Consider the following 25,583-nt stretch of genomic DNA (forward strand, 5'->3'; position numbering starts at 1 on the left):
AATTGCTCGTTTGCCGCGCTGCACCGTGCCTCTAGGGTGCGGCAAAAAGGACTGCTTTGAGATGCACGAACTCATTGGCGATATCACTCTTTGTATTTTGTTCGCTTGGATGCTCGGCCTTTTGGCCCATTTCGCCCGCCAGCCGTTGATCCTGGCCTACCTTATCGCCGGCTTCTGCATAGGTCCATTCGGCGCCGGCTGGGTCAAGTCGCAGGAATCGATCAGCGTCATTTCGGAGCTTGGCCTGATCTTCATGCTGTTCATGATTGGGCTCGAGATCGACCTGAAGAAGATCGTGCGGGCGGGACGGGTGATCCTGTTCGCGGCCGGTGGCCAGCTCCTCGGCGGCTGTTTGCTCGGCATCTCGTTCTTCGCCGCCATCGGCCTGACGCTCGGCGGCGGTCATTTCGATGCCCTTTATCTCTGCGTAGCCTGCGCGCTCTCCAGTACAGTCATCATCGTCAAGGTGCTCTATGAAAAGCGCGAGCTGGATACGCTACCCGGCCGCATTACCCTTGGCGTCCTGGTGCTCCAGGACATCTTCGCCATCCTGTTCCTCGCCGTGCAGCCGAGCCTTGCCGACCTGCAAGCGAGTGTCATCCTGCTCTCAATTCTCCGCGTCGTGGTGCTGGTCACGGCAGCGCTCCTCGTCAGCCGCTTCGCGCTGCCGCGCCTGTTCCACCAGATCGCGCGCCGCCCCGAGCTGATTCTGCTCGGCGCGCTTGCCTGGTGCTTCCTGGTCGCCGAGACCGCCGAGCGGCTGTCGCTATCGCGCGAGATGGGAGCGCTGATCGCCGGCGTCTCGCTCTCGACTTTCCCGTACGCGCTCGATGTCACCGCCAAGGTCACGACCTTGCGCGATTTCTTCATCACGCTGTTCTTCGTCGCGCTCGGCATGACCATTCCCGTGCCGAACATGTCGGTGATCGGGCTTGCCCTGATGATTGCGGCCTTCACGGTCGTGAGCCGGCTCGTCACCACTTTCGTGCCGCTCTATCTGATGCAGCAGGGCCTGCGCGCGAGCCTGCTGCCGGCGATCAACCTCGCGCAGATCAGCGAGTTCTCGCTGGTCGTGATCCAGACCGGCGTCACCGACAACCATATCGCCCAGGAGACCGCCAACGCTGCCTCCTTCGCCTTCGTTGTGCTCGCGGTGCTCTCGACCTTCGTGATGGTGAGGAGCGACGAGATCACGCGCCGGGCGATCGGTCCCTTGAAGCGGTTCGGCCTTCGCGACCTCGATCACGCTCACGCCGAGGAGGGGCACGAAGGCGGCCATGGCGAGGCGCGGCGCATCGTCATCCTCGGATTTTTCCGCGCCGCGAGCGCGCTGCTCGCGGAGATCGAGCGGCAGGCGCCGGTGCTGCTCGAGCAGATCACGGTCGTCGATTTCAACCCCAATGTGTACCAGACGCTGCTTTCGCGCGGCCTGCATGTCATCTACGGCGACATCAGCAACGTCGACACGCTCGTCCATGCCGGCGTCGGCAAGTCCGAGATGATCATTCTCAGCGTGCCTGATGCGCTGTTGAAGGGGGCCACCAACGAGAAGCTCGTCCGCCACGTCCGCGTACTCAACCCCAGCGCCCTGATCGTGGCGACCGCCGATCTGCTGTCCGACGTCGGCGACCTCTACGCGGCGGGCGCCGACTATGTCACCGTCACCCGCCTCAGCGATGCGCATGAGCTGTTCACGATCATCGAGGCGGCCCAGGCTGGCCTGCTGGAGGACAAGCGGTCGGAGCTTGATCTACGGTTGAGCGAACGGCGCGAAGTGCTGCCCTAGGCGCGCTCGGCAACCTTCCACGCGGCCCGGGAGGGGCCTATATCCTTGGTATTTCCGGTGCAAGCCGGGCCCCGCGGGACTTGTTGAAGGCATAAGCGGTTGCGCCCGGCGCACTAGCGCGCGGATCGGAGTCCGGCTAAGCCTCCGGCCCACAACAGTCAGAGATTGGGAAATGCCCGATACCGTTCAGGAAGTTTTGCAGGCCTTCGCCAAGGGTGAGCTCGTCGTCGTCACCGATGACGAGGACCGGGAAGGCGAGGGCGATCTGATCGTCGCCGCCTCGCTCTGCACCGCCGAGAAGATGGCGTTCATCATCCGCCATACCTCGGGCATCGTCTGCGCGCCGATCACCACGGAGGACGCGCGGCGCCTGCGGCTCGATCCGATGGTCGCCCACAACGACTCCGCCCACACCACGGCCTTCACGGTCTCGATCGACTACAAGCCCGACGGTGGCACCGGCATTTCGGCCGAGGAGCGCGCCTCCTGCTGTCGCGCGCTCGCCAATCCCAATGTCGGCGCCGGCGACTTCGCCCGTCCGGGCCACATCTTTCCGTTGATCGCCAAGGATGGCGGCGTGCTGCTCCGCTCCGGTCATACCGAGGCAGCCGTCGACCTCTGCAAGCTCTCCGGTCTGCCGCCCGTCGGTGTCATCAGCGAACTGATGAACGACGACGGCAGCGTGATGAAGGGTGAGCAGGTCGCGCAGTTCGCCGTCCGGCACAAGCTCAAGCATGTCACGATTGCGGACCTGATCGCATACCGCCAAGCGCGCGAAAAGCTGATCGAGCGGGTCGCGACCTTCGTGACCGAAAGCCCGATCGGGCCGTTGCAGGGCTATGCCTATCGCTCGCCCTTCGATTCCATCGCCCATGTCGCCTTCGTCTATAACGGCGTCGGCGACGGCAAGAACGTGCTGACGCGCTTCCACAAGCCGAACATCGTCAAGGACATCTTCACCGGCCATAAGCGCATGCAGCTCGTGCTCGATCATTTCAAGAAGGCTGGCCGCGGCGTCCTGGTCTACTTGCGCGATGGCGCCGCCGGCGTTCCCGTGGAGCCCTTGCCGGACGAGTCGACGGCGGAGGCTGACCGCAACCGGCAGTGGCGCGAGGTCGGCGTCGGCGCGCAGATCCTGCGCGATCTCGGTGTCACCTCGATCCGGCATCTGACGTCGTCGGTGCATGACTACAAGGGCCTGTCCGGCTTCGGCATCGAGATCGTCGCCAACGAGCAGCTCGAGACCTGATGCGCCGTCATTCCGTGCGCGCGCCAGGCGGCGCCGGAATGACCGAAACCAGGACGCAATTGCAACTGGAGCGGCGGCGTTTTAATTTAACGGTCAATTAGACGGAACCAGACGCGAAAGGACGTTTCATGAGCGTGCGCCCTCAGGCCAAGGACAAGCCGGCTGCGGCTTCTTTCCAGTGGGACGATCCGTTCCTGCTCGACGAGCAGCTCACCGAAGATGAACGCATGGTGCGCGACACTGCGCGGGCCTACGCACAGGACAAGCTGCTGCCGCGCGTCACCAAGGCTTATCTCGAAGAGAAGACCGACCGTGAGATCTTTAACGAGATGGGCGAGCTCGGCCTGATCGGCATCACGCTGCCGGAGGAATATGGCTGTGCCAATGCGGGCTACGTCGCCTACGGCCTCGTCGCCCGCGAGATCGAGCGGGTCGATTCCGGCTATCGCTCGATGAACTCGGTGCAGTCCTCACTGGTGATGTATCCGATCTATGCCTATGGCGACGAGAACCAGCGCAAGAAGTACCTGCCGAAGCTCGCCAGCGGCGAGTGGGTCGGCTGCTTCGGCCTCACTGAGCCCGACGCCGGTTCCGATCCGGCCGGTATGAAGACCCGCGCCGAGAAGGTCTCGGATGGCTATCGCCTGACCGGCAGCAAAATGTGGATCTCGAATGCGCCGATCGCCGACGTGTTCGTGGTCTGGGCCAAGTCGGCCGAGCACGACAACCAGATCCGTGGCTTCGTGCTGGAGAAGGGCATGAAGGGCCTCTCCGCGCCGAAGATCGGCGGCAAGCTGTCGTTGCGCGCCTCCATCACCGGCGAGGTCGTCATGGACGGCGTCGTGGTGCCCGAGAGCGCGCTGCTGCCCAACGTGTCCGGCCTGAAGGGGCCGTTCGGCTGCCTCAACCGCGCCCGCTACGGCATCTCCTGGGGGGCGTTAGGGGCGGCTGAGGACTGCATGCACCGCGCCCGGCAATACACGCTCGACCGCAAGCAGTTCGGCAAGCCGCTCGCCGCGACCCAGCTCGTGCAGAAGAAGCTCGCGGACATGGAGACCGAGATCGCGCTGGGCCTCCAGGCAAGCTTGCGCGTCGGCCGCCTGATGGACGAAGGCAAGTTCGCGCCCGAGATGATCTCGATCGTCAAGCGCAACAATTGCGGCAAGGCGCTCGACATCGCGCGGGTCGCGCGCGACATGCACGGCGGCAACGGCATCCAGATCGAATATCACGTGATGCGCCATGTCCATAACCTCGAGACGGTCAACACCTACGAGGGAACGCACGACGTCCACGCCCTGATCCTCGGCCGCGCGATTACGGGCATCCAGGCGTTTTTCTGATCGCCACGGAAGTCGAACGCGGTTGGTATGCTCCGCTGTCATGGTCCGCCTGTGCGCGATTGCGCACTGGAGCGGACGATCCAGTATCCCGGAGACTTCGTCTTCCCCTCCGGCGCCGCGGCGTGCTGGATACGCCGCTTTCGAGGGGGATGACGAAGAGTGTGACGGTACGTACAGGAAATGCCATGTCCGATAATGACGACGTCCCGTTCAACCGCAATTTTCCGCTGAAGCCGGGCGTCGTCGAGGAAGTCTGTCCCGGCGTGCGCCGTGTGCTCTGCAACAATCCGAGCCCGTTCACCTTCACCGGCACGGTCAGCTACATCGTGGGCCAGGGCAAGCTGGCGATCATCGATCCGGGTCCGGACAACGAGGCCCATGCGGCGGCGCTGCTCGATGCCGTTAGCGGCGAGACCGTGACGCACATCCTGGTCACCCACACCCATCGCGACCATTCGCCCAACTCCGGCCGGATCAAGGCGGCGACCGGCGCGACCGTCTATGCCGAAGGCCCGCATCGCGCCTCGCGCCCGCGCTTCGAGAGCGAGAAGCACAATCCGGAATCGGGTGCCGACCGCGACTTCGCGCCTGACGTGACAGTTGCCCATGGCGACGTCATCGAAGGCTCAGGCTGGCGGCTCGAAGCCGTCGCGACGCCGGGGCACACCGCCAACCACCTTGCCTTCGCCTGGCCCGAGCGGAAATTCAGCTTCGTCGGCGATCACGTGATGGGTTGGTCGACCTCGATCGTCGCTCCGCCCGACGGCTCGATGATCGACTATATGGACTCGCTCGACCGGCTCGCAGCACGCGAGGAGGATCTGTATTTCTCCGGCCACGGCGCCGAGATTCCCGAAGGGCCGCGCTATGTGCGCTTCCTGATCCGCCATCGCAAGGCGCGCGAAGCCTCGATCCTGCATCGCCTCGCCAAGGGCGAGGCCGACATCCCGACCATGGTGCGTGCGATCTATATCGGCATCGATCCGAGGCTCACGACCGCGGCCGGCTATTCCGTGCTGGCGCATCTGGAGGACCTCGTCGCCCGCGGCGTGGTGGCGACGGACGGCGATCCCGTGATTTCGGGCACGTATCGATTGGCCGCAGCCTAGCCTCCGTCATTCCGGGGCGATGCGTAGCATCGAACCCGGAATCTCGCGCCACAATCTCTGGATTCCGGGTTCGCGCTTTGCGCGCCCCGGTATGACGGAAGGTTTATTTCTTCACCGTTTTCGCCGGTGGTTTGACCGGCACGACGGGCGCCTTCTTCGCCGGCTTCAGCGCATCGGCGTCGGCTGCGGTGTTGAGATCGTCGATGAACTTGCTGACGCGCGCGGCGTTGCTGCCGAGGTCGCTGTCGAAATAGCGCGAGGCCGAGCGGATATCGACGCGGGAATCGTCGCCGTCAGGCACGATGCGGATCGAGACATCCTCGCGGAAACCCATGATCGGCGTGCGCGCTACCGCCTCGATGCGGCCGATGCGGCGCGGAGGCTGCGGCGGACGCTCGTCGATGATCAGCCACTTTCGCTTGCTGGCGATCTGGAGCGACAGCGCGTAGGCCCGGTCGACGGAAATCTCGAGCTCGATCGGCTCGATGTCCGGATAGAAATGGCGCTGCTGCTCGGCCGAATAGAGGCCGGCATAGGCAGCCGGATTGGCACCGTCGCCGGTGCGAAGGCGCGCCAGCGCCTCGAAGCGCGGCGGGTCGATCGGATCTGTGGTGATGTCGTGGATCGCCGGCAGCCTGCGGTATTGGAAGGCGAGATAGGCGGGATAGGCGAGGATCAGCGCGTTGATCAGGAAGGCGAGCAGGATGCGCCCCATGCCACGCGAGCCGTTCTGCCAGATCGCCGCAAAGCCCGCGAGTCCGAACAGGATCGAGAGCCCTGCGATCGCAAGCCCGCCGAAGAAGGTCGCCAGCGCCGGCTTGATCTCCAGAAAGCCGAAACGGACGATGAGGATCGAGACCAGGACCGCCACTACCGCGAACACGGCCAGATTGCGCGCCCAGCTGGCGAGCCCGGACACGGGCTCCGACTGGTAGGGAGCGGAAAACCTGCGGGCCATGCTGTTCCATCACCGATGTCAGTCGCCGGTTGCGGAACACGGCGACGGGAGCAAGCTGACCTAGCGCATTTTCCGCAGGGCTGTGAAGCGGTTTATCCCCCGCCTTCATCCCCATTCCGGATCCCTCTGCGGCCGGAGACGGCTTTCGCCGTTTGCGATTGTGAGCGCTCGGAAACGACGTGGCCCCCGCGGGTCGCGCAGGGGGCCGCGCCGCCGATGTTCTCGTGATGCGCTACGCCGCCGCGTTCGGGAAACGGTAATCCTTGAATTGGTCCCGCAGCGCCGTCTTCAGGATTTTGCCCGTGGCGGTATGCGGAATGCCGTCGACGAAGGCGACGTCATCGGGCATCCACCATTTCGCGATCTTGCCGTCCATGAACTTCAGGATGTCGTCGCGGGTCGCCTGCTGGCCCTGCTTGAGCTGCACGATCAGCAGCGGGCGCTCGTCCCATTTGGGATGGAAGACGCCGATCACGGCCGCTTCCGCCACGGCCGGATGGCCGACCGCGAGGTTCTCCAGATCGATCGAGGAGATCCACTCGCCGCCGGACTTGATGACGTCCTTGGAGCGGTCGGTGATCCGCATATAACCGGCCTCGTCGATGGTGGCGACGTCGCCGGTGTCGAAGAAGCCCTCTTCATCAAGGATGTTGGCGTCGACGCGGTAATAAGCCTTGGCGACCGCAGGTCCCGACACTTTCAGGCGGCCGAACGTCGTGCCGTCCCAAGGCAGTTCCTTTCCGGCGTCGTCGGTGATCTTCATCTGCACGGCGAACGGCGCATAGCCCTGCATTTGGAGCACATCAAGCCGCTGTTCGCCCATCGCGTTGGCAAACGGCGGCTTCAGCGCCGATACGCTGCCGATCGGGCTCATCTCGGTCATGCCCCAAGCATGGCGCACGTTCGAGCCCATGTCGAGAAACGCCTTGATCATCGAGCGCGGCATCGCCGAGCCGCCACAAATGACCATCTTCAGATGCGGCAGCTTCAGATTGTTGGCGGCCATGTGTTGCAGAAGCATCAACCACACGGTCGGAACGCCCGCGGTGTGCGTCACCTTCTCGGTTTCGAGCAGCTCGTAGACCGAGGCCCCGTCGAGCTTGGCGCCGGGCATCACCAGCTTGGTGCCCTGCGAGGGAGCGGAGAAGGCGATGCCCCAGCTGTTGGCATGGAACAGCGGGACCACCGGCAGCATTGTCTCGGCGGCACTGGTGCCGAGAGCGTCGACATTGTTGGCCATCAAGGCGTGCAGCACGTTGGAACGATGCGAATACAACACGCCTTTGGGATCGCCCGTCGTGCCGGAGGTGTAGCACATCGCGGCCGCGGTGTTCTCGTCAAAGTCCTTCCACTCGAACTTGCCGTCGGCCTTCGCGATCCACTCCTCATAGGCGACTGCGTTCTTCAACGTAGTCTGCGGCATATGCGCCTTGTCGGTAAGGACGACAAAGCGCTCCACGCTTCCCAGCTTGTCGGCGATCTTCTCCAGGATCGGAACGAAGGTGATGTCGGTCATCACGATGCGGTCCTGGGCATGGTTGATGATCCAGGCGATCTGCTCGGGGAAAAGGCGGGGATTGACGGTGTGGCAGATGGCGCCGATGCCCATGATGCCGTACCAGACCTCCAGGTGGCGCCAGGTATTCCAGGCGATCGTGGCGACGCGGTCGCCGAGCCTGATGCCATCGCCCTCCAGCATTTGCGAAACCTTCAGGGCGCGCGCGTGGATTTCGGCATAGTTGGTGCGATGGATCGGTCCTTCGACCGAACGCGTGACGACCTCCTGCTTGCCGTGAATTCTGGCGGCGTGTTCGATGATCCGGTGGCAGAGCAGGGGCCAATCTTGCATCAAACCAAGCATTCCGACGTTCCTCCGAATAGGGCTGGACTTGTTATTACTCTCGGGTCTGGGCCAAAGAATTGTCATGAACTTTAGCCTGCCGGACTTTTGCCGCAAATGGCCTTGTCGCGGCTATATGTCCGCCGGCGCGGCAATGGTTACCGTCGCGCTGGGGCTGTCGCTTGCGCCTGCCGAGGCGCGGAAATATGCCGCGCCGCTCGACCTGTTCGGCTTCGGTCCGCCGCGGCCTCGTGCCACCGTTCATCCGGCAAAAATGCCGGCCAAAATTCCCTTGCCGAGACCGCGTCCGGAAGATGCACCCAAGGAAGTGGCCAAGCCTGCGCCGGAGCGGCCGGCGGCGGAAGAAAAACCTGCTGCCGACAAGCCGGCCGGACCGGCGGCCCCGCCTGAGAGGCGGGCCTCGGCCTGCCGCCTCGCCCTGACCGAGGAAATTGCGATCGCGCCATCGATCCCGGACATTCATGGTCCGGGTAGCTGCGGTGGCGAGGATCTGGTGCGGCTCGAGGCGATCGTGCTGCCGGACAAGCGAAAGGTGCAGGTCAAGCCGGCCGCGATCCTTCGCTGCAGCATGGCGTCGGCCATTGCCGACTGGGTGCGCTCGGACATGGCGCCGCTCGCGGCGAGCCTTGGAAGCACCATCAGCGATCTCGACAATTTCGATTCCTTCGAGTGCCGTGGCCGCAACCGCATCGTCGGCGCCATGCTGTCCGAGCACGGCCGCGCCAACGCGCTCGACGTGCGCGCGTTCAAACTTGCCAACGGCCAGTCGATCGGGTTGACCGACCGCGCCGTGCCGCGGGACCTGCGCGAGCGCGTGCTGCATTCGGTCTGCACGCGCTTCTCAACAGTGTTGGGGCCGGGATCGGATTGGTATCACGAGGACCACATCCATCTCGATCTGATGCAGCGCCGCAACGATTACCGGATCTGTCAGTGGAATGTCTGGGACCCGCTGCCGCAGGTCGCCCCGCTGCTGCCGGCCCAGCGGCCGGAGGACGCCCCGCCGCGCGAGGTGGCGGCCAAGTCGGATGCCAAGTCGGATGGCAAGTCGGATGAGACCAAGGAGGGTGCAGAGCAGGGCGATGCGGCGAAGTCCGGCACGTCACAACCGGGCGAGCCTGCGAGCGCCGCCCAAGCGCCCCGAAAGCGGGCAACAAAAAAGCGCCGGTAGCGAGCCGGCGCTTCTTCGAAAGCCTCAGGAAAGCTCAGTACTGTGAAGTGCTGTTGCCGCCTCCACGCAGGGCAAGCTGCGAATTGTACGGGGAGTCACCGTGCTTCGGCTCGAGCACGACCACGATGGTGCCGACCTTGACGCGGTTGTAGAGGTCGATCGCGTCCTCGTTGGTCAGGCGGATGCAGCCCGAGGAAATCGAGGCACCGATATATTCAGGCTGGTTTGTACCGTGGATGCGGAACAGCGTGTCCTTGCCCCCCGAGTACAGGTACATCGCGCGGGAGCCCATCGGATTGTCAGGACCCGGCGCCACATAGGTCGGGACGCCCAGACGCGAGATTTCGCCGGGGGTCGGATGCCAGGCCGGCCATTCGGTCATGCTGCCGATCTTGGCGATACCCGACCAGGCCATGGCTTCTTCGCCGACGGTGATGCCGTAGCGGATCGCCTTGCCGCTATCCATTACGTAGTAGAGGTAATGATTGTCGGAATCGACCACGATCGAGCCAGGCGATTCCTTGCGGTGGTAATCGACGATGGCACGGCGGAACGGCTCGGCGACGGGGGTGTTCTCGTACCGAATCTTGGCAAGGAGTTCCTTGTCCTTTGGCTTGAAGGCCTTGGTATCGGTCGCTTCGAAATGCGTGGCCTGCATGCAGCCCGACAGCATCAAACCGGCGGCCAGAATTCCCAACTTAACTTTCAGCGACGACATTGGCTTGGTTCCAATCGAAACAAATACCCATGCGCGGCCCTGAGCTTACCGCCCAAGTTCCACGATTCCGATGGGCGTATTATCGGTTGAAACCTGCCACAATTCCAGCTTTTAGGGCTTTATCCCGCGCTGCAAAGCCCAAGCTGTGGCTTTTTTGCCGCAATTTTTGAGACTCCAGGTCGATTTTTGGGCAAGGAATGCCTGAATGTCGATTCCCTGCCACGGTTTGCGCCGCCGCCCAGCCATAAGTGCAAACGCCCCATTAATGTGATTGTCATCCTGCACCTGTCAGAATCGCGCTAAGGGCCGTAAGTCGGCCTTTTCGGCCCCCTGCTGGAGTTTTTCATGTTTTCGGTGTTCGTTCCCTCCGAGTCCTCCCTGAAGAAGGCCGTCGTCGAAGACCTCGCGGTCCTGCCGGAGAACGCGGTGTGGATCGACCTGTTCAATCCCACCGCCGCCGAGGACAAGGCGGTTGAACGGCTCGCAGGTATCGCGATCCCGACCCGGGAGGACATGCAGGAGATCGAGATTTCCAGCCGCCTCTATATCGAGAACAGCGCGCGGTACATGACGGCGACGCTGATGTGCCACTCGGATACCGACATGCCCCGGACCACGGCGGTCACCTTCATCCTCGGCGACCATCGCCTGGTGACGGTACGCTATGACCTACCGAAGCCCTTCGCGCTGGTCGAGGCCAAGCTCGCCCGCTCCTGCACCCCCGCCATCACCGGCGAGATGGTGCTGATGGAACTTCTGGATGCCGTGATCGACCGCTGCGCCGACATCCTGGAACGCTGCGGCGCCGACATCGACCAGGTCTCGCATGACATCTTCGAGCCCGAGAGCGAGCGCCACGGTCACGCCAAGCAATATTCCCAGATTCTGATCGCGATCGGCCGCAAGGGCGACCTGACCTCGAAGGTTCGCGAAAGCCTGGTGTCGATCGGTCGCGTCGTCACGTTCCTCTCGGCCATCGTGGAAGGCGTCAAATGGTCCAAGGACATGCGCGAGCAGCTCAAGACCATGCAGCGCGACGTGGCTTCGTTGACCGACCACGCGTCGTATCTGTCCAACAAGATCACCTTCGTGCTCGACGCCATGCTCGGCGTCGTCAATCTCGAGCAGAACAACATCATCAAGCTGTTCTCGGTGATGGCTGTGGTCCTGATGCCACCGACGCTGATCGCGTCCATCTACGGCATGAACTTCAAGGCGATGCCGGAGCTCGAATGGGCGCACGGCTATCCCATGGCGCTGGTGATGATGCTCGCCGCTGCGATTGTTCCGTACTGGATCTTCAAGTGGAAGAAGTGGCTGTGAGATAGCTACCGAACTGTTACATGGCTCACAGAGAGACAGTGAACGCGCGTTGTGAAATGTGGCGCTGCGTAGGCCGTATCTAGGTCACATTCTCTGCCTCATTTCCTCAGCTAAAATTTGAGCGTTGGGCTGAACGTTTGGGCGAAACTTGTCTGCGATAAGCAGCGGGTAAGCCGCGAGGAACAGCCATGGTTGAAAAACGCATAACGACGCCCCGCAACGTCATCGATCTGGCGAGCTATCGTCAGGTCCTGGCGAACGGCAAGGCGTCGTCGACGTCGGCACGGCTGTGCCGGCACTGTGGTGCTCCGCTGCTCGACGGCGAGAACGACGACGACTGTTCGACCGCATTCAATGTAGCCGCTCCGCGGGTGCGCGAGACGTCGCGTCGGCTTCGTGCCGATTGAGAAACGGGAGGGGTTAAGGCAATCCAGGTCTTGCGGCGGCTTTGTTCTGGATTGCCTTGCTTCCGTTCGAAACACGGATCATGAACACCCGCCGCATCGTCGCGCAATTCCAGTGCTCTTAGCGCCTTGCGATCTCGGCCACGGTTAGCAGCGTTTCGGTGATCATGCCGTCGCGGCTGAATGGCGTAAGATGCTCCTCGACATCGCGCAGCATCGCCTCGACACTGTCGCCCAATGCTTCGGGGGATGACGAGGAAAAGGTGAGAACGCGCCGCGCCAGATCACTCACGCTGATCTCGTGCCTCGTCTCGACCCTGATCACATCCGCCACGTGAAATGCGCTGCCTTGGAAAAAGGCCGGCAGGTCGCGGTGTGTTCGCTCGCCGCGGCCAGCATCCTCCCAGAGGCCCGCTGGCGACCAGTTGCGGCGCACCGCATTGTAATCGTCGAGCCACGGATTGCGCCCATCGTGGGTTGGAAACGACGCGCAGACGGCGATCGCGCCGCCCTGCGCGACCAGCCGCTCGAACACTGCAAGGATAGGCGCACGATCCATCCAATGCAGGGCGCGCCCGATCGTCACGACGTCGAAGGACCCGATGTCGGCGGGAAGCCCCTCGGCCTTGCTCTCGATCAGCCTGAGGTCCCGGCCGGCGCGCGCGGCCGCACGCTGTGCGGCATCGAGCATGCCCGGTTCCGGGTCGACGCCGACGATGCGGCCGACATAGGGGGCAAAGCCGAGTGCGAGCAGTCCGGGCCCGGTGCCGAGGTCGATCAGCGCGGATCGCTCGGTGAGGGAGAGCTTCTGCGCGACACTGCGAAAGAATTCCGGCGGATAAGGCGGCCGCAGGTTCTCGTAGAGCGCTGCCGTCGTCGCAAATCGACCCATCGCTCCACCCGCGGTCCTTTCCTCGCCTTACACGTGCTGGCCGCCGTTGATGTGGATCTCGGCGCCGTTGACGTAGGACGACGTCTCCGTGCACAGCACGTAGATGATCTTGGCGACCTCGTCGGGCGTGCCGAGGCGGTGCATCGGGATCTGCTGGTCGACGATCTTCTCGGTGCCCGGCGACAGGATCGAGGTGTCGATCTCGCCCGGCGCGATCGCATTGACGCGCACGCCGACGCGGCCGAAGTCGGAAGCCATCTCGCGCGTCAGCGCGGCGAGCGCGGCCTTCGAGGTGGCATAGGCCGCCCCCGCGAAGGGATGCACGCGCGAGCCGGCGATCGAGGTGACGTTCACCACCGATCCCTTCGCCGCTTTCAACTCCTCGATCAGCCCACGCGCCATCATGATCGGCGCGAAGAAGTTGACGTGGAAGACATGCGTCCAGGTGTCGAGATCGGTGTCGACTGAGCCGAGCCTCGAGCCGCCGGGGCCCTTCGGCGAGATTGCGGCGTTGTTGACGAGCGCATGCAGCGCGCCACCTTCGAGGCGGCGGCGGATCTCATGGATCGCGCGCGCCGTATCCTCGGGATCGGCAAGGTCGACCTGGATGTGATCTTCGGGGCCGGCGTCCCAAGGGCAGTCCTCCGGAAACGCATGCCGGGAGCAGGTGATGACGCGCCAGCCCGCCGAGGAGAAGCGGATCACGGTGGCGTGGCCGATGCCGCGGCTCGCCCCAGTCAGGAGCAGCGTGCGGCGTGGCGCATTGGACGAATGCGGCATGGACATCTTTCAGGTCGGCCCGAAGCTGACGTTGAGGCTCAAGGATACATCCGCGTCTTGGACCATGGCTGGCCCGCCGCGTCACGGCGAAATTCGATGCGATCGTGCAAGCGGAACGGGCGATCGTGCCAGAACTCGATCCGCAAGGGCGTGATGCGCCAGCCGCTCCAGCCCGGCGGCCGCGGCACCTCGCCGATCACGTATTTGGCGGCGATCTTGGCGATCGCCTGCTCGAAGGCGAAGCGGCTCTCAAGCGGCTGCGACTGCTTGCTCGCCCAGGCGCCGATCTGCGCCTGCTTGGGGCGAGTGGCGAAATAGGCGTCGGCTTCGGCGTCGGTCACCGGCGTCACGTTGCCGCGGATGCGCACCTGCCGGCGCAGCGACTTCCAGTGAAAAAGTAAAGCGGCCTTAGGATTTGCGGCGAGTTCACGGCCCTTCTGGCTCGCGATGTGGCTGTAGAAGACGAATCCGTCGGAATCGAAGCCTTTCATCAGCACCATGCGCACGTCGGGCAGGCCTTCCGCATCGACGGTCGAGAGCGCCATGGCATTGGGATCGTTCGGCTCGCTCTTGATCGCCTCGTTCAGCCAGGCCTCGAACAGCGCCAACGGCTCGTCGGCGGCGGTGAAATCACCGGATGTTAAGGGTGTCTGGTGTTTCATCGAGGTCGTATCGGTCATGTCTGGAGTCCGAGTTGCGTTCTGCGGCCCAAAGCGCGTTGTTGTCCGCTTCCGCCCTATATAGGGCATGGGGCACCGTTGGCCTATCGGCGATCCGGCCCTCCAGCCTCGTCATGACAATGATTCTAATCGGGCTCGGCGCCGGCGGCTGTAGCCTGTCACGCAATGATGGCGGCGGTGTCTTGGCCAAGGGGCCGTTCGCCAAGATGGACGAGAGCGAGGTCACCGGCTCGATCACCACGCAGGCGCCGACGGAGGGCGATCTCGCCTTCGCTCGCAACGCGGCCTCCGACGTGCTGAGCCAGGGCGACAAGGATGCCAGCCAGCATTGGGAAAATCCGGAGACCGGCGCACGCGGCTCGGTGACCCCGATCGCGCAGTCCTACGCCGCCGAGGACGGTCGCAAATGCCGGGATTTCCTGGCGAGCTACGTCAACGGCCGGACCGAAAGCTGGCTCCAGGGGGCCGGCTGTCGGAGCGGCCATGGCCGTTGGGAGATTCATACGCTAAAGCCATGGCGGAGCTAGGATTCGCTCGGCGAGCCTAGTTGCAAAAATGCCACGGACACCCCAGATGATCCCCAGACGGGGGCGGGGAGCCCTTTTGACACCATCGATTTCCGTGAAGGGAGACGTGACGGATGCGCGACCCCTATGAGGTCTTGGGGGTGCCGCGGAGCGCCAACGCTGCCGCGATCAAGAGCGCCTATCGGAAGCTCGCCAAGAAGCATCATCCCGACAGCAACAAGAACGACCCCAAGGCAGCCGAGCGCTTCGCCGAGATCAACACTGCGAACGAGATCCTCGGCGACGAGGACAAGCGCAAGCAGTTCGATCGTGGCGAGATCGACGCCGAGGGCAAGCCGCGCTTCCAGGGCTTTCCGGGCGGCGGGGGCGCGCGCGGGCGCGCCGGCCCCGGCGGCTTCGAATATTCATTCCGCTCCGGCGGCGGCGGCCCGGGTGGAGGCGCGTTCGAGGACATCCTCAACAGCATGTTCGGCGGCGCGGCGCGCGGTGCGCGGCACGGTGGCGGCGGACCCCAGTTCGAGTTCGATACCGGCGGGGTCGGCGTCGATCTCGACCTCAACGTCGCCATGACGGTGTCGCTGGAGGAGGCGGTCAACGGCGGAGACAAACGCGTCCGGCTGCCGACCGGCAAGGAGCTCAACGTCAAGATTCCGGCCGGCGTCGCGAGCGGCCAGCAGATCCGGCTGAAAGGGCAGGGTGAGACTGCGCCGGGCCATCCGCCCGGCGACCTGCTCATCACCGTCACCATTGGCCCGCACCCGTTCTTCAAGGTCGATGGCGCCGACTTGCGGATCGACCTGCCGGTCACGCTCTATGAGGCGGTGCTCGGTGGCAAGGTCCGTGTGCCGACCCTCGGCAACGCGGTCGAACTGACGATCCCGAAGAACACCTCGAGCGGCCGGACTTTCCGGCTGAAGGGCAAAGGCCTGCCGAAATCGGGTGGAACCGGCGATCTCTTCGTCACCACCCGCATCATGCTGCCGGACGGGAACGATGCCGAGCTTGAAGCATTGATGCAAAAGTGGCGGGACCAGCACCCCTACAATCCGCGTAGTGGGCTCGGCTAACGCATGATCGGGACAAGCGGGGCGGCTTGTCCGAACGGATCATGCGCTCGCAGCGAGCATTTTCCCAGCAGGTAATGCTCCAATAGACGCATGGAGCGCGGTAGCGCTTCGACGCTAGCGTGTCCGGCGTGCCGGCTGCCGCAAATGCAGCCGCGAAAAGAGTGCGGCCTCGAGAGGGGGACCAGCGCGGTACCAAAAACCCCAATCGAGGCCGCCTGCGCCGATCGGCGGATCGAACGCTACTCATTTTCGCGTGATCATCCGGTGCGATAATGAGACGTGTCGATGTCTTGATTCCAAATTTTCAATGACCGAATTTTGGCGAATGCGCCCTTGCGTTGCTCAAGTGCCGTTCTTCTCCGCCTGGTCGTAGACGGCGCGCGCCACCTTGGTGAGCCTGTCGCGGTCGCCGCCGCCGCTGACGACATAGCCGACGCCACGGTCGGCCCAGAACAAGGCTCCATCCTTGTCCATCGTGGTGTAGCGCATCTGCGTCTCGCCGGCCTTGGTCTTGGCGGTGTAGATCGTGAACCGCTCCCCGGAGGCCCCCTCATACATCAGGAAGGAGGCCGGGCCGCTCGGCCCCGGCAGCAGCCGACCGCCGACGAGCTTGAGCCCGCTTGCCTCGAGGTTCGGCGCGAACACCGTCCAGCCGCAGCGCTTGGTCAACCAGGCCTGGAGATGGTCGCGCTCGTTGCCGGGGACCTCGACGGGGTGGCGGACCTCGACGACATAGAGGCGGTGGGCGTCGAGCGCGTCCTCGGTGAAGCTCTGGAAGGTCGAGGGCGTATTGGCAGCGCCGTGCGCCACCCAGCCGGCCGCGCCGCCGGCCACGAAGGCCAGCAGGGCCGCCGCCGCGGCGCCATAGAGCCATTGCCTGGGGCGACGCTCCAGCCGCTCGAGCTCCAGGCGCCTCGGCACCGGCTCCTGCGCCACGGTGTCATAGCGGGCGTGCAGCAACTCGGCCATCGTGCGCCAGGAGTTGACCCGTTCGGCCTCCTCGGGATGGGTGGCGAGCCAGGCCTCGACGTCGGCGCGGCGCTCGGCCGGCAGCTCGCCATCGACATAGGCGTGCAATTCGTCCTCGGTCACTGAAATCCTGCGCTCGGTCATATCAGTCATCTCTGGCTCGTCGGCCCAAAATATCGTTCGCCGTTCAAATCCATTCGTCCCCGCTGCATGCACAGGGCGTTGAAAATCCGATGTGTGGACCTTTGCGTGGACCCTGCCATCACTTCACCCTTCTCAGCGCCGGCCGCTCGCCGTCCAGCGCCGCCTTGATGTGGGCCCGGGCGCGCGCCAGGCGCGACATCACCGTGCCGATCGGGACGCCCTGGATGTCGGCGACCTCGCGGTAGCTCAGTCCTTCCAGCATCACGAGCAGCAGCACCGAGCGCTGCTCCTCCACCAGCGTCGCCAGTGCCTTCTCGATGTCCCGCCCTTCTGCTTCCGTCCCGCTGGCGTCGGGATTGTTCTCGGAGAGCTGCATGAACTGCGGCCGCCTCGCGAGCGAGCGGCGGCGGTTCTTGTTGAGGTTGGTCAGGATGGTGTAGAGCCAGCTCCTGACGTCGCCCCCGAGAAACAGCCGCTCCGAGCGCAGCGCCCGGACCAGCGTGTCCTGCACCAGATCGTCGGCGATGTCGGCGTCGCGTGCGAGCGCACGAGCATAGCGCCGAAGCGCCGGGATCATGGCTTCAACACTCTGGCGAAACGCGCTCATGCCGCCTCGATTGTCCTTCACGTTCGGCGCGAGCGCCTTCACTCATCATAACACCCGAATGGAACGGCTATTCCGGCAACCGAAACAGCGTTAACGCCGTGGATTAGGACTGTACCGCCGGGAAGCGCTGGTGTACCTCCAAATCTCTTGACCAGCTCGATTGGATGACAGGGATGGCGCAGAATTCGGGTCTGATGCAGGGCAAGCGCGGGGTGATCCTCGGCGTTGCCAACAACCGCTCGATCGCCTGGGGCATCGCCAAGGCATGCCACGCCGCCGGCGCGGAGCTCGCATTCACGTATCAGGGTGACGCGCTGAAGAAGCGGGTCGAGCCGCTCGCCGCCGAGATCGGCGGCCTCGTGCTCGGTCATTGCGACGTCACGGATGCTGCGACCATCGATGCGGCGTTCGCGGTCGTGCGGGAGAAATGGGGCAAGATCGACTTCGTGGTGCACGCGATCGCCTATGGCGAGCAGCTCGACGGCCGCTATGTCGACACCACGCAAGAGAACTTCACCAAGTCGATGCTGATCTCCTGCTACTCGCTGACTGCGATCGCGCAGCGCGCCGAGAAGCTGATGACCGACGGTGGCTCGATCATCACGCTGTCCTATTACGGTGCCGAGAAGTGGATGCCGCATTACAACGTCATGGGCGTGGCGAAGGCCGCGTTGGAGGCCAGTGTGCGCTATCTCGCCGCTGATCTCGGTGAGAAGAACATCCGCGTCAACGCGATCTCGGCGGGACCGATCAAGACGCTGGCCGCCTCGGGCATCGGCGACTTCCGCTACATCCTGAAATGGAACGAGGTCAACGCACCGATGCGGCGCAATGTGACGACCGAGGACGTCGGGGGCAGTGCGCTCTATCTCCTGTCTGATCTGTCGCGCGGCGTCACCGGCGAGGTGCATCACGTCGATTCCGGCTACCACGTGCTCGGCATGAAGCGGCCGGATGCGCCTGACATGGCGCTGGGCGGGAAGGACTGAGCATGATCCGGAAAAGTGTGTAGCGGTTTTCCGAAAAGATCATGCTCAAAAAGTAAGAGCTAACGCCATCCGACAATGCCCGCGCCCACGATCTACTATCTTCGCCACGGCGAAACCGAGTGGAATGCGCTCGGGCGTCTTCAGGGCACGCAGGACATCCCGCTGAACGCGCGCGGCCGCGGCCAGGCCGTGCAGGCCGCCGGCATCCTCGCCGATCTCTTTGCGCGCGAGGGCCGCGACAAGGCTTCGCTGCCCTATGTCTCGAGCCCGCTCGGGCGCGCGCGCATGACCATGGAGCTCGCGCGCGGCAAGCTTGGCCTGCCGATTGCCGACTATTCGCTCGACGACCGCCTGCGCGAGATCGGCTACGGCGCCTGGGAGGGATTGACGCTGCCGGAGAGCGAGGCCGCCGATCCCGACGTCTACGCGCGACGCCTGGTCGACAAGTGGACGGTGGCGCCCTCGGATGGCGAGACCTATGCCGACGTCCAGGCCCGCATGGGCGAATGGTACGACCAGCTCCGGACCGACACGGTCGCGGTCGCCCATGGCGGCACCGCGCGTGCCCTGATGGTGACCCTTGGGCTGGAGACGCCCGCGAGCGCCGCCGAGCTCTATATTGAGCAGGGCGTGGTTTACGTGTTCCGCAACGGCCGGCTGGAGAAGCATGGGTAACGGGCGATACCACCCCCGAAAGTGCATTTCGGGTTCCGGACAAAAAGTCGCAAAACAACCCCATGCAAAGTAGCCAGGGGGCGGTTGTGACCGTCCCGCGCCGCGGTTACGAGGCGCGCCATTTGACCCGTCTTCGAGGGCGCGTTACCACACGCCGGAACCGATCCGGCGAGCTGCGATGTCCTTCAACACCTTCGGCCATATGTTCCGTGTCACGACCTTCGGCGAGAGCCACGGGGTGGCGATCGGCTGCGTGGTCGACGGCTGTCCGCCGCTCATCCCGCTCAATGAGGCCGACATCCAGCGCGACCTCGATCGCCGCCGGCCCGGCCAGTCGCGCTTCACGACCCAGCGCCAGGAGCCGGACCAGGTGAAAATCCTCTCCGGCGTGATGGCGCATCCGGAGACCGGCGAGCAGGTGACCACGGGCACGCCGATCGGGCTTCTGATCGAGAACACCGACCAGCGCTCGAAGGACTATTCCGAGATCAAGGACAAGTTTCGCCCCGGCCACGCCGACTTCACCTACGAGGCCAAATACGGCCTGCGCGACTATCGCGGCGGCGGGCGCTCTTCGGCGCGCGAGACGGCGATGCGTGTCGCCGCCGGCGCCATCGCGCGCAAGGTGCTGCCAGACGTGACCGTGCGCGGCGCGCTGGTGCAGATCGGTCCGCACAAGATCGATCGCGCCAAATGGGATTGGGACGAGGTCGCCAAGAATCCGTTCTTCTGTCCGGACAAGGACAAGGCGGCATTCTTCGAGAGCTATCTCGACGGCATCCGCAAGAGCGGCTCCTCGATCGGAGCCGTCATCGAGGTGGTCGCCGAGGGCGTGCCGGCAGGATTGGGCGCGCCGATCTACGCCAAGCTCGATTCCGATCTCGCAGCCGCGATGATGACCATCAACGCGGTGAAGGGCGTCGAGATCGGTGCAGGCTTCGGCGCCGCCGAGCTCACCGGGGAGGAGAACGCCGATGAGATGCGCACCGGCAATGACGGCACGCGATTTCTGTCCAACCACGCCGGCGGCGTGCTGGGCGGCATTTCCACCGGACAGCCGGTGGTGGTGCGTTTTGCGGTGAAGCCGACCTCGTCGATCCTGCAGCCGCGCCTGACCGTCGATCGCAAGGGCGCCGACACCGAGATCTTCACGAAGGGCCGCCACGATCCCTGCGTCGGCATCCGCGCGGTTCCCGTCGGCGAGGCCATGATGGCCTGCGTGCTCGCCGACCACTTCTTGCGTGATCGCGGGCAGGTCGGACGCTAACACGCAGCGCTAGCCGCCCGCGCGGCTTGACGGGGTGCAAGGTTCGTCCGCAAATTGTGGCGCCATGGATGCATCCGAAATCAACGCCATCACCGAGTGGCTGATCGACGGCGCGCGCTCGGCGCCGATGCCGAGCCAGATGATGGCCCAGGCTTGCGAGCGCATGGTCGCAGCCGGCCTGCCGCTGTGGCGGGTCGGCGTCTTCATCCGCACGTTGCACCCCGAAATCTTCGGCCGCAATTTCATCTGGCGGCAGGGCGCGCCCGAGGTCGAGGTCGGCACGGTGGATTTCGAGATCCAGGAGACGCCGGAGTTCAAGAAGAGCCCGCTCAGCCTCGTCTTCAACCAGGGCCTCGAGGTGCGTGGCAATCCCGACAACCCCGGCGACGTCGAGCGCTTTCCGTTTCTGGGGGATCTCAAGCAGGAGGGCGCCACGGATTACGTCGCGATGCCGCTGCGCTTCCTCGACGGTACCGTCCACGCGATGACCTTGACCACCAGAGAACCCGGCGGCTTCAGCGATGCGCAGGTCGCGGCGCTGCGCGCGTTGACGAAACCTCTGACCCGCATCACCGAGATCATCACGCTGCGACGCACGGCCACGACGTTGCTCGACACCTATGTCGGCAATCGCGCCGGCGAGCGCATCATGGGCGGCCAGATCCGCCGCGGCCATACTGACACCATGCAGGCTGTGATCTGGCTGTCGGACCTGCGCGGCTTCACCGCGCTGTCGGACCGGCTGCCGGCCGAGACCGTGGTCGAGATCCTCAACCATTATTTCGACTGCCAGGTCACCTCGATCCGCGCTCATGGCGGCGAGGTGCTGAAGTTCATGGGCGACGGGCTGCTCGCGGTGTTTCCGATCGACGAATATATCGGGGATGCGAACCACGTCTGCGCGCGTGTGCTGGAGGCCGCGCGCGAATCACGCTGCAGCGTCGATGCGCTGGCATTTCCAGTCGGCGAGACGGTCGAGCGCTTCCGCTTCGGTGTCGCGCTGCATGTCGGCAACATCCTCTACGGCAATATCGGCGGCGGCAACCGTCTCGACTTCACCTGCATCGGCCCCGCCGTGAATCTCGCGGCGAGACTGGAGAAGCTCGCCGGTCGCATGGGGCGGACGGTGGTGGCCTCCGAGAATTTCGTCGGCGCTTGCGGCGCCGTGTGGAACGAGCTCGGCGAATTTCCGATCGCGGGGTTCTCCAAGGCGCAGCGGGTGTATGGGCTTGCTGAGGAAGCGCCGGTGGTGATGGCGTAGAGCGTATCCAGCGGACCGGGCCCGACACATTGCCGCTACAATAGAAAGGGTATACTATTTGTCATTGCTCGGCCGGTTCGACACCCGGCATTTCGTTCGATCCTGCATTGCGTCGCGAAAACAGGAGCATCACCATGTCGATTACGACGCTGAAGGTCTTGGCGAGCCTCATACAGTTGCACGGGCCAGGGGCAACCATTCAGAGCGACCATCAGGGTATCGACGCATTGCTGAACGATCTGCGTGGGCAGGGTGCGGAGCAGGGCGTTGTCTCCGGCGAACCCGTAGCGACCCAGGCCGCTTTCAGACGAGGGGCTTTTGCCAAAGGGCCAAATGCTGGCGCCTTTCGCAGAGGAGGATACGCTCCCGGCGTGGGCGCGTTCCGCCGCGGGGGATTTGTAAGGGGATACTAGACAAATTTCTTCCAGCCCGTTGCGGTATCGGCATGTCGGCTGACAGTTCAGATTGTGCGGTCTTCGAGGATCAGCCGATCACGCAGTTGCTGGTCAAGGTCGCAACGAGATGTAACATCGACTGCTCCTACTGCTACTGGTTCCGGGACGCGTCCGTTTATAGCAAGCCGAAGCTGATGAGCCCCGACGTGCAGCATCGGTTGCTGCAGCGCATCGAGGAGCACGTCGTCCGATACCCGCTCTTCGATTTTCCCATCATTCTGCACGGTGGCGAGCCATTGCTGTGGGGCGTGGAGAACTTCCACCGTTTTGCCGAGGCCTGCGAGGCTATTTCGTCGCGGACCGGCTGCGACGTACCCATCGCGGTCACGACCAACGGCGTGCTGATCGACGACCAATGGCTGGCCTGCTTCGAGGCCCACAACATTTCGGTTGCGATCAGCATGGACGGGCCAGCACATATTCACGACATTCACCGCAAGACGTTTCAGGGTACGGGCACCCATGCCGCCGTGGAACGTGCCGCGCGCATGCTGGTATCGCGCGACATTGGCGTCATTGCCCTGGCAGTCTGCAATCCCGCCTACGCTCCGCAGCAATACGCCGATTTTTTCGCCGCGTGTGGAATCTCCAATTACGACATCATGATCCCCGATGCGACGGTGGATGAGGAGCCGCCATCCATTGCCGCATTCTACAAGGGTCTGTTCGACCTGTGGCTGGAAGCGAATCGCGCGAGGCCGACGACCAATATCCGTATCATTTCCGACATGATCACGGCCCTGCTTGGCAACAATTCGCCGACCGAGGGCGTAGGCCACAAACCCGTCGAGCTTTGCACCGTCATGACCGATGGCTCCGTGGAGGCCCACGATGTGCTGCGGATCGCAGGCGACGGCTTTACGAACACGAACTTCAACATCTTCGATCATGCGATCGACGAGGTCAGGAACGAGCCCCGCTGGAAAGCCGCGCGCGATGCTTCAATCAATCTTTGCGCGAAATGTCGTCAGTGCAAGTTCATGAACGCCTGCGGGGGAGGCTATCTTCCGCATCGTTTCTCCAAAAAGAACGGCTATGACAATCCTTCGGTCTATTGCGACGATCTCTATGCGATGTTCGAGACCATGCAATCCGTGTTGGCGAGCCATCTCTATGTCAGCAAGCCGGGCGGCGAGCGCGTCGATCTGCCCGACACCTCGGCTGGCGCCTAACGGACCGCGTGAACCGCGGGGGCAAGGTCGGAAGGAGCCTGATGGCCTGGTCATCGCGCTTTGGGACACGGAGATTCTACGCTACGCCGCAACGGGCGGTCCAAACCATATGGTGAGCGCGTCGGCGAGCCCCGACCGCGTCCGGTCGCCCACCCACGCGACATAGCCGTCGGGCCGAACCAGCACGGCGTCGGGCGCCGCTACTGCGCCGATCACCGGAAGCTCCCAGGTCGCGGCGCATCTTGCATCGATCGCCCTAATCCGATCCTGCCACGGCGCGATGTCGAGGCCGATGGGCTCACCAAAGTTGAGCAGGACCGGTCGTGCATCGTGCAGAAGACTGAAGACCCGCAGCGGGCCGTTCGCTGTGACGAGATCGAGATCGGGCATGCGGCGTCCGAGCAGTGGATGTCCCGCGCCAAGATCGTAGCGAATGTCGAGACCCGACATCATCGCGGCGATCCGCTTGCGCGGCTCATCCATGCCCAAGAGTTCGGACACGGCCTCGCGCAACGCCTCGACGCGGTCGTCGTGGCGAAGCAGCGCGGACTGCGCCATCGTGTTGCGCAGGACACGTGCGGCGACCGGGTGGCGTTCGGAATGGTAGGTATCGAGGAGAGCTTCCGGCGAGGTGCCGTTCACCACCTGGGCAAGCTTCCATCCCAGATTCACCGCGTCCTGAACGCCGATCTGGAGGCCCTGTCCACCCACCGGCGGATGCACATGTGCGGCGTCGCCGGCCAGCAGGATCCGTCCGCTCCGATAGGACGCCGCCTGCCGCGTCATGTCCGTGAATCTGGAGATCGAGGTAGGGCTGTGGATTCCGTAATCGGTGCCATAGACGGCGATGAGCGCCTTGCTGAGATCACTCAGTGTGGGCTCAGCAGTTTGTCCGACGTGCCGTTCGGTCACCATGACGCGCACCGGACCGTTCTCCAGGCGAGAGAAGGAATGGATGCCCCCGTCATCGCGGCGAAGGCCCCACTGCGGCTCTTTGGCCGTCTCGATCTCGGCGAGCAGGCAACTGATCGTCGGATCCCAGCCGGGGAAGTCGATGCCGGCACCCTTCCGGATCGCGCTGCGTCCGCCGTCGCACCCGACGAGATAGTCCGCCCGTAGCGAATGGCGGTTGGCGAGTGCGATGTCGACGCCGGTCTCGTCTTGCGCGATGTCTGTCACCTTGCGTCCCCGATAGATCGGCACCTCCAATTCATCGACCCAGTCGGCGAGGATGCGCTCGATCTGGTTCTGCCACAGCGCGAGGCCATAGGGATGCCGAGTGGGAAAGTCGCTGATATCAAGGCGGATCCAGGCGAAGCCTGCAACTTGCGCCAGCTGGCCCTGTGCAAGGAACCGGTCGGCCAGTCCACGCTGGTCGAGCACCTCGATGGTGCGGGCATGCAGTCCGCCCGCGCGCGAGCCAATGAGGTCCTGGCTGACGCGCTGCTCGACGATGGCGACGTCGACCCCCGCCAGCGCCAGCTCGCCCGCCAGCATCAAACCCGTCGGACCTGCTCCGACGATCACCACCGCATGCCTGGTCGACAGCAATTCAGTCATTCCGTGCTCCCGTAGGTTTCTGGCCTTGGGCCGGCGGTTCTACGGGATGGTCGGGGTCTTGAAGCAAGCCCCTTGCGCGCTACATATTTAAGTGGGAGGCAATGGTGTTGCCGTCCTCCGTCCGTCCGCGACAGAGCGGGGCTCCCAGATCGTTATCGTGGCGTCTTTCTGTCTCTGGGCCGTCAGGCCCGGGTCCGAGCGCCAATCGGTACGCTTCAGATTATTGCGCAGCTTCAACTGCGCGCTGCAACTAACTGCGATCCCTATGCATATACGACTGCTTCAAGCCGAGCGTTGGGATCGCCAGGGTGATGCATAGCCGCAGCATGGCGAAGCTGAAGATGAACACGAAATAGATCAGGTTCTTGATGAACTGGCTCGCGAGCGACGTCTGCCAGAAATTCCAGATCGCGCTGCGAACCAGCTCCTGCCCGAAAGAGAGTGCATGGCGGCCTTCAGGATCAGCCAGGGCAGGGCATGCAGAAGCTTGAAGGGGCCGAACGAGGTCTCGTGGCGCCGGGCCGGAGCTCGAGTTGCTTGCGCAGTGCGATTGTCATCGCACGGTCGTGACACAGGAGATTAAACCTGTCGTAGCGCCGATCGGTAAAATTGACGC

General features: G+C 64.0%; 23 protein-coding genes. 14 read left to right on the forward strand and 9 right to left on the reverse strand.

Features of this window, described 5'->3' with window-relative positions; translation table 11 throughout:
- The first annotated feature begins 61 nt into the window (after positions 1-61).
- The 4 genes from SO140_RS35555 to SO140_RS35570 all read left to right on the forward strand — a co-directional run bounded on the left by SO140_RS35555 (position 62) and on the right by SO140_RS35570 (position 5,487).
- Positions 62-1,786 (forward strand): cation:proton antiporter domain-containing protein, encoded by a 1,725-nt coding sequence (locus SO140_RS35555; RefSeq protein WP_449378667.1) that lies wholly within the window; start codon positions 62-64, stop codon positions 1,784-1,786.
- A 172-nt stretch (positions 1,787-1,958) separates the two neighbouring features.
- Positions 1,959-3,035: a 3,4-dihydroxy-2-butanone-4-phosphate synthase gene (gene ribB / locus SO140_RS35560; RefSeq protein ID WP_449378666.1), complete on the forward strand. Its 1,077-nt coding sequence runs from the start codon at positions 1,959-1,961 to the stop codon at positions 3,033-3,035.
- A gap of 128 nt (positions 3,036-3,163) precedes the next feature.
- Positions 3,164-4,378, forward strand: a complete 1,215-nt coding sequence (locus tag SO140_RS35565) for an acyl-CoA dehydrogenase (RefSeq protein WP_449378665.1) — start codon at positions 3,164-3,166, stop codon at positions 4,376-4,378.
- 185 nt (positions 4,379-4,563) lie between these two features.
- Complete coding sequence (locus SO140_RS35570; protein ID WP_474800924.1) at positions 4,564-5,487, forward strand: MBL fold metallo-hydrolase; 924 nt, start codon at positions 4,564-4,566, stop codon at positions 5,485-5,487.
- Between the two features lie 103 nt (positions 5,488-5,590).
- On the opposite strand, the gene SO140_RS35575 is transcribed toward SO140_RS35570, so the two are convergent.
- On the reverse strand, positions 5,591-6,445 hold the full coding sequence (locus SO140_RS35575) for a DUF1499 domain-containing protein (RefSeq protein WP_449378663.1): 855 nt from the start codon (positions 6,443-6,445) through the stop codon (positions 5,591-5,593).
- 232 nt (positions 6,446-6,677) lie between these two features.
- Positions 6,678-8,306, reverse strand: coding sequence for a fatty-acid--CoA ligase (locus SO140_RS35580; protein WP_449378662.1), 1,629 nt, complete (start codon positions 8,304-8,306; stop codon positions 6,678-6,680).
- 64 nt (positions 8,307-8,370) lie between these two features.
- Here SO140_RS35580 and SO140_RS35585 point away from each other — a divergent pair, with 64 nt between their 5' ends.
- Positions 8,371-9,477: an extensin family protein gene (locus SO140_RS35585; protein WP_449378661.1), complete on the forward strand. Its 1,107-nt coding sequence runs from the start codon at positions 8,371-8,373 to the stop codon at positions 9,475-9,477.
- Positions 9,478-9,511: 34 nt separating this feature from the next.
- On the opposite strand, the gene SO140_RS35590 is transcribed toward SO140_RS35585, so the two are convergent.
- Positions 9,512-10,195 carry a L,D-transpeptidase gene (locus tag SO140_RS35590; RefSeq protein ID WP_449378660.1) on the reverse strand — a complete coding sequence of 228 codons (684 nt, stop codon included), beginning with the start codon at positions 10,193-10,195 and terminating at the stop codon, positions 9,512-9,514.
- A gap of 345 nt (positions 10,196-10,540) precedes the next feature.
- Here SO140_RS35590 and SO140_RS35595 point away from each other — a divergent pair, with 345 nt between their 5' ends.
- On the forward strand, positions 10,541-11,518 hold the full coding sequence (locus tag SO140_RS35595; protein WP_449378659.1) for a magnesium transporter CorA family protein: 978 nt from the start codon (positions 10,541-10,543) through the stop codon (positions 11,516-11,518).
- Between the two features lie 188 nt (positions 11,519-11,706).
- Positions 11,707-11,925 (forward strand): hypothetical protein, encoded by a 219-nt coding sequence (locus SO140_RS35600; RefSeq protein ID WP_449378658.1) that lies wholly within the window; start codon positions 11,707-11,709, stop codon positions 11,923-11,925.
- A gap of 118 nt (positions 11,926-12,043) precedes the next feature.
- On the opposite strand, the gene SO140_RS35605 is transcribed toward SO140_RS35600, so the two are convergent.
- The 3 genes from SO140_RS35605 to pdxH are packed head-to-tail and all read right to left on the reverse strand — an operon-like array spanning position 12,044 to position 14,274.
- Complete coding sequence (locus SO140_RS35605; protein ID WP_449378657.1) at positions 12,044-12,814, reverse strand: class I SAM-dependent methyltransferase; 771 nt, start codon at positions 12,812-12,814, stop codon at positions 12,044-12,046.
- 27 nt (positions 12,815-12,841) lie between these two features.
- Positions 12,842-13,594 (reverse strand): SDR family NAD(P)-dependent oxidoreductase, encoded by a 753-nt coding sequence (locus tag SO140_RS35610; RefSeq protein WP_449378656.1) that lies wholly within the window; start codon positions 13,592-13,594, stop codon positions 12,842-12,844.
- Between the two features lie 38 nt (positions 13,595-13,632).
- Positions 13,633-14,274 (reverse strand): pyridoxamine 5'-phosphate oxidase, encoded by a 642-nt coding sequence (pdxH, locus tag SO140_RS35615; RefSeq protein ID WP_449378655.1) that lies wholly within the window; start codon positions 14,272-14,274, stop codon positions 13,633-13,635.
- Positions 14,275-14,387: 113 nt separating this feature from the next.
- On the opposite strand from pdxH, the gene SO140_RS35620 reads away from it, so the two are divergent.
- Complete coding sequence (locus tag SO140_RS35620; RefSeq protein WP_498543771.1) at positions 14,388-14,801, forward strand: RT0821/Lpp0805 family surface protein; 414 nt, start codon at positions 14,388-14,390, stop codon at positions 14,799-14,801.
- A gap of 113 nt (positions 14,802-14,914) precedes the next feature.
- Positions 14,915-15,868, forward strand: coding sequence for a DnaJ C-terminal domain-containing protein (locus SO140_RS35625; RefSeq protein WP_449378653.1), 954 nt, complete (start codon positions 14,915-14,917; stop codon positions 15,866-15,868).
- 342 nt (positions 15,869-16,210) lie between these two features.
- Here the strand turns inward: SO140_RS35625 and SO140_RS35630 are convergent, their stop codons facing one another.
- Together SO140_RS35630 and SO140_RS35635 are read right to left on the reverse strand one after the other, a co-directional pair.
- Positions 16,211-16,981, reverse strand: a complete 771-nt coding sequence (locus tag SO140_RS35630) for an anti-sigma factor family protein (protein WP_449378772.1) — start codon at positions 16,979-16,981, stop codon at positions 16,211-16,213.
- A 118-nt stretch (positions 16,982-17,099) separates the two neighbouring features.
- The gene (locus SO140_RS35635) at positions 17,100-17,588 is read right to left on the reverse strand and encodes a sigma-70 family RNA polymerase sigma factor (RefSeq protein WP_449378652.1); all 489 of its coding nucleotides are present in this window, start codon (positions 17,586-17,588) and stop codon (positions 17,100-17,102) included.
- Positions 17,589-17,761: 173 nt separating this feature from the next.
- Here SO140_RS35635 and fabI point away from each other — a divergent pair, with 173 nt between their 5' ends.
- The 5 genes from fabI (at position 17,762) to SO140_RS35660 (ending at position 23,407) form a co-directional block, all read left to right on the forward strand.
- On the forward strand, positions 17,762-18,577 hold the full coding sequence (gene fabI, locus SO140_RS35640) for an enoyl-ACP reductase FabI (RefSeq protein WP_449378651.1): 816 nt from the start codon (positions 17,762-17,764) through the stop codon (positions 18,575-18,577).
- A 75-nt stretch (positions 18,578-18,652) separates the two neighbouring features.
- Positions 18,653-19,252 (forward strand): histidine phosphatase family protein, encoded by a 600-nt coding sequence (locus SO140_RS35645; protein ID WP_449378650.1) that lies wholly within the window; start codon positions 18,653-18,655, stop codon positions 19,250-19,252.
- A 178-nt stretch (positions 19,253-19,430) separates the two neighbouring features.
- Positions 19,431-20,519 carry a chorismate synthase gene (gene aroC, locus SO140_RS35650; RefSeq protein ID WP_498539826.1) on the forward strand — a complete coding sequence of 363 codons (1,089 nt, stop codon included), beginning with the start codon at positions 19,431-19,433 and terminating at the stop codon, positions 20,517-20,519.
- A gap of 64 nt (positions 20,520-20,583) precedes the next feature.
- Positions 20,584-21,780, forward strand: coding sequence for an adenylate/guanylate cyclase domain-containing protein (locus tag SO140_RS35655; RefSeq protein ID WP_449378648.1), 1,197 nt, complete (start codon positions 20,584-20,586; stop codon positions 21,778-21,780).
- A gap of 445 nt (positions 21,781-22,225) precedes the next feature.
- The gene (locus SO140_RS35660; protein ID WP_498543772.1) at positions 22,226-23,407 is read left to right on the forward strand and encodes a radical SAM protein; all 1,182 of its coding nucleotides are present in this window, start codon (positions 22,226-22,228) and stop codon (positions 23,405-23,407) included.
- A gap of 81 nt (positions 23,408-23,488) precedes the next feature.
- Here SO140_RS35660 and SO140_RS35665 read toward each other — a convergent pair whose 3' ends face one another.
- Positions 23,489-24,967, reverse strand: a complete 1,479-nt coding sequence (locus SO140_RS35665) for an FAD-dependent monooxygenase (protein ID WP_449378646.1) — start codon at positions 24,965-24,967, stop codon at positions 23,489-23,491.
- Between the last annotated feature and the right edge of the window lie 616 nt (positions 24,968-25,583).

The sequence above is a fragment of the Bradyrhizobium sp. UFLA05-108 genome, assembly GCF_059803455.1.